4 protein-coding genes are annotated in these 4,800 nt (G+C 67.1%); 1 reads left to right on the top strand and 3 read right to left on the bottom strand.

The window, feature by feature from the left end:
- Positions 1 to 88 precede the first annotated feature (88 nt).
- Positions 89 to 355 (top strand): hypothetical protein, encoded by a 267-nt coding sequence (locus tag AC1D01_RS21065; protein ID WP_477869721.1) that lies wholly within the window; start codon positions 89 to 91, stop codon positions 353 to 355.
- 310 nt (positions 356 to 665) lie between these two features.
- Here the strand turns inward: AC1D01_RS21065 and AC1D01_RS21060 are convergent, their stop codons facing one another.
- The 3 genes from AC1D01_RS21060 to AC1D01_RS21050 form a co-directional block, all read right to left on the bottom strand.
- Complete coding sequence (locus AC1D01_RS21060; protein WP_477869719.1) at positions 666 to 3,671, bottom strand: winged helix-turn-helix domain-containing protein; 3,006 nt, start codon at positions 3,669 to 3,671, stop codon at positions 666 to 668.
- 415 nt (positions 3,672 to 4,086) lie between these two features.
- Complete coding sequence (locus AC1D01_RS21055; protein ID WP_477869717.1) at positions 4,087 to 4,350, bottom strand: hypothetical protein; 264 nt, start codon at positions 4,348 to 4,350, stop codon at positions 4,087 to 4,089.
- 136 nt (positions 4,351 to 4,486) lie between these two features.
- A partial coding sequence (locus AC1D01_RS21050) for a hypothetical protein (RefSeq protein WP_477869715.1) occupies positions 4,487 to 4,800 on the bottom strand: 314 nt, incomplete at its 5' end.

The following is a 4,800-nucleotide window of genomic DNA, read 5'->3' as shown; positions in this document are numbered from 1 at the left end:
GCCTTCATGTCCGCGATAGGWCTGGCCGCGCCGAGGCCCACGAGGAGCCGGCCGGGCTTGCCGAGGGCTGTCGTGATCGAAGGAGGCGGTGCGGGTGCAGGTGCGGGTGCGGGTGCGGGTGCAGGTGCAGGTGCAGGTGCAGGTGCAGGTGCAGGTGCAGGTGCAGGTGCAGGTGCAGGTGCAGGTGCCGGCGCAGGAGCAGGAGCAGGAGCAGGAGCAGGAGCAGGAGCAGAGCCAACGGGTGGCGCTGGGGTGCTTGAGTCTTTGCCGCCCCCGCAGGCTGATAGCACCAGTGCGCACAGCAGTGCGCTTGTTGCAGTGGCACGTGTCGGGCGTTGGCTTGGCATCATCGTGAAGTTCCTATTGCGTCAAAGTGCGGTGCGTACACGTCGTTCGACGTGCCACGCTCTCAATTACCGGCGCGATTGTGTGGAGCGCGACATGGGCGCGAATGATGAAACTGTGACGACCGACGAAAGCCACGTGCAGCGTTGGTGCGGCGAGACGCCATGCAACAGGATGCAAATTCACCCCGAATCGATTGACTGAAGCAGCCGGCATGGCAACCGTACCGGCGCTCGGCGGCGAACTCCAAACTGCTGGACGAGCACAGCGCCCGACCGCCTTGTCCATCGCCAGGATCGGTGTCCGAACTTGCCGGCCGATCAAGGCGTGGACGTGCTCGTCGAGTGCGCGCTGTCCAGCGCGCCGCGGCCGGCCTCGATGCGCGCTTTGAGGTCCGCCGCCAGGTAGTGGTCGGGATCCTGGTCGAGGACCACGTCCAGCACATGCAGTGCTTCGCTCCGACGGTGTTCTTCGGCGGCGCGCGATGCGAGGTCGAACATCCGCGCCATCCACTCACTCTCGTCCACGGCTTGAGCGTTCCCCTCCGCGACGCCAACATGCAGCTGAAGCAGCCGTGCGGCCAGCCGCCGGCCGAGTGCCGTCGGCGACCGGTCGTGCATGCTCCCTTCGATCCGAGACGCGGGCGACAGCAACACGTACTCCAGCGTCAAGGTTTCCAAGTGGCGCGCCAGCCGGGCGAAGAGGACGTGCACGCCGGGGCTGCGGGTGCCCATCGCGGCCGCAATGGCCTCTGGCGTCGGGGCCGTGGCAGCATCGACGCCCGCTTGCACCTCAGCGGCGGACATGCGCTTCAGCATCGCGTGCACAGCCAGGGTGTAGCCGAGAACTTCCAGGGGATACGCGAGATCTCGATCCGCGACGCCGGCGCCCAGGTCTCCGCCCGCCAGCGGCACGACAGCCAGCGGATGCTCCCGGATCCCGTGCAAGTCCGACAGGAGCGTCGCGGCGGTGTCGTCTTCGGGGGCTGCACGCGCATCGGCCACCAGCCCGTAGCCTTTGCCGGAGACGGTCTTGATCCGCACCGCGTGCGTCTTGCTCCGTCGCATCACCTGGCGAATCCTGGCGATCGCCTGCGCAACCACTTCCGGCGACGCGGCTGCCTGGCGCCACACGGTGTCGAGGAGTTCGTCTTGCGTCACCAGGCGATGACGATTGCGGTACAGGTGCAAGAGCACGTCGAACGGCTTTGGCGCGAGTGTCTGGCGCCGCCCATCGACCCACAATTCCCGGCGTTCCGCATCGAGCATGCAGTGGGCGAAGCGGTACTCCCGAAGCATCGCGTCGTTGGGCGGCGCCATCGGCAGAGGGGGCTCGCGCTGCGCCTCGCTGGGTGGTGCCGCCGACAGCTCCCGTCCCAGCCGTCGGAACAGGGGCAGTGCAGCCGGCGCGGTTGCGAGCCGTGCAAGCAGCGACCGGGTCTCCGGTTCCTGTTGGCGCCGCCGTGCCAGCAACGCGCGCGGGTAGAGGAGGTTCGCGGTGGTGTTCTCGTCCTGCAGATGGGCTTGCGTGTCTGCGCGGTCCAGTTCGGCCTCTGCAAGTGGAAGGCGCCCGCTGCGCACGAGGGCCTCCACGAGCCAGGGGAACAGGGGCGCCTCGGCCGCGCGGTTGCCGTGGCGACGGCACTCGGCCGCCGCCCGCAAAAAACAGTCGGCCGCCTCGTCGACGCGCCCAGCCGCCATGGCGGCATGACCATGGGCCTGCCAGAGGTAGCCGTTGTTTTGCACCCGGTCCGGCTGGGGCAGCAGGGACAGCAGCTCAGCGGCGGCGTCTGGACGGCCTTGCTGGCGATGGAGCAGGCAGTGGATGTTGACGACGGTGGTCAACAGGATCATGTTGGCCTCGATCGCCAGCGCAGTCGCGGTCGCCTCTTCCGCACACTCTCGCGCCTCGTCCAGCCGGTCCGCGTAAAGCAGTTCGCCCGCGAGATTGAGGCACACGCTTGCAAGCGCTGTCGTGGCATTGAGCCTGCGGGCCGCGTGGGCGAGCTTTCTGTTCCATCGGATGGACTTCTCTGCATGGCCAGACAGTGAGCTCATGATCGCCCGGAGCCACAGCACGTTCAGCAGTCCCCAGTGGCTGCCGATGCCCGTGAAGATCGTCTGGGCCTCGTTCAGACGTGTCGCTACGGAATGGAGCTCGCCGAGGCGGCACTCGACGGATGCCAGCAGCGTCAGGGTGTACCCCTGCCAGTGCGGAGGCATGCAGACGCGGCCCAACACGAGGCCGTGCTCCAGACTCTGCGCCGCGTCGCGCAACCGGCCTCTCGCGTGGTACAGCGTCCCGAAGTACTGCTGCACTTGCGCTTCAAGGCACTGGTCCTGGTTGCGTCTGGCGGCCTCCAGCAGGCGTGCCCCGCAGACCAGGCCATCGTCGCTGCCGCAGATCGCCTGAGTACGCAGAAGTTCCAGATCGAGGCGTGGAAACCCCGGGTCGAGGTGCTGCAGAAGCGCAAGTGCCCGCAGCGCGGCTGGATGCCGGTTCATCGCAGCAGAGTGCTTGGCCCGTGCGAACAACTCGATGGACAGCAGCGAGCAGCCGCTCAACTCGTGGCCGTGGTGCTCGCCGACGCCCAGCAGTGCGTGCCGCAGGGCCTCGATGGCGGGAAGCACGAGCCCTGCGGGAGCAGCGGCGCGGATTGAAATGACGGTCTTCTTGTCGTCGTCATGGACGTGGAGATCGAGCGCGAGTTCGGATCCTGCAAGCGTCAATGAACCGACCACGGCATAGCGCGCGCCGGCCGCGCGCAACATCTGCAGCATCCGTGGGTCTTCCTGCGGCCACGACGTCTCCAGTGAGTGTGCGTCCTGAACCTGGATGCGTCCGTCGATCGACAGGCCGTGCGCGATGCAGGCCACCAGGCCGTGCGCCGCCCACTGCAGGCTCGGGCGCCCGGTGTGATTGCGCAACGGGCCGATGATCAACGAGGGCACACCGTCGCGCAACGAGCCAGGCGTCGCCCGCTCCGGGGACGACGCCGATGCCGATGCCGATGCCGGTGCCGATGGCACGTCGAGCATGTAGCCGACACGCGGGATCGAGCGGATGATCGGCTGCGGCCCGTCGTCTCCGATGGCCAGCCGTGCCGCACGGATCGCCTGGCGCAGCGCGGCTTCGGATACCGCGCCGTCTGGACTCAGCGCGGCCAGCAGTTCCTCCTTCGTCACCACTCGGTGGCGGAAGCGGGCCAGTTTCTCCAGCACGCGCCATGCCCGCGGCTCGACCTTCACCGGTTCTCCGTGGCGGAGCACGCACCGTCCGAGCAGGTCGAGCGAACCGCCGGGCAGTGCGATGAGAAGCTCGCTCATGGCGTCGGCGCGTACCGGCCGCTGCTTCGCGCCGCAGTCGGCAACAGCGCGGCAGATCGGGACGTGGTGAGGGACAGGCGTTGCATCGGCGGCATGCGATCTTGAGCTTCCGCGCCACTGTGGACTCTCGGCCCGCCGGCGCGGCGCGCCGACCTGGGCCTCGGCAGAAGGCGCACAAATGTGAATTGTTGCCTCAAAAAGCGCATCGGTGAACCTTGACGCGCGGTTCGTCACAAGTTAATCAGGAATGCTCGCTGACACTGTGGCGGCCACGCCCATGGACTGGTTTTATGGTCGAGTGCATGTACGCACGCTGCTCGAGAGCAATGACTCGCCATCGACATGAACACCTCACCCAAGGCAGTGGCGATGCCGCTCATGGCGCCGAAACCATCATGGTGGTTTGGGCGAACCTTCACTGCTCCGCGCGGTGCCGGTGCCGGTCGGCGCGCCGACGCAGTTGCTGGACATGGACCCAACGGCGCGCTCCCGACTGCGCCATCTCGCTCTTGTCGAGTCCTCCTGCCACCTGTYGTCCCCCGATGATCCGTTTGCGCGCCTGCCGCCTCGGTCGGCTGAGATTGCCATCCGCCAGCTCGATACGGTGTTGCCGAAGCATCCTGCGTTGCGCGTGCTTTGCCTGCAACTCGAACGACATCTGCAAACGCGCAGAGCTCATGTCATTCGGAAGCTGAGTCGCATTTGGCGTGTCGTGCCCGAGCACCGCTCCATGCGGTTGGTTCGGCCGTTGGCAAACAGGTACGCGAGGATGCGCCGGTGGTGGAGCGGATTCCAGTCCGGCGCGGCGCTCGCGATCAGGGACGGCTCAGCAGCAGCAGGTATTTGCTGTCGACGTCATCCAGCTGCGCCGGGGGCGCCGTGACGCGGATGTAGATCTCCTGCGGGCTGTCGCCACCGGTGTAGGTCACGGACTTGACCGCAGCCGGGGTGGAACTGGCCAAGCTGTTGCCGACCRCATCCGTCAGCGATAGGCCGATGAACTGGTAGCCGTTGGTGCGCATGTCCACCCGAAGGCTGGTCTGAGCTGGCAGGTTGACCCTGTAGTAGTCGCTGTGCGGGAGGGGGAAGGTCCCGCTGGCCGACTCGCTGACTTCGGTCTGGCCCACGA

The organism is Rhizobacter sp. P3_B12 (genome assembly GCF_056402895.1).
The sequence above is the reverse complement of the archived record's forward strand: the minus strand, read 5'-3'. Positions and strand labels throughout refer to the sequence as shown.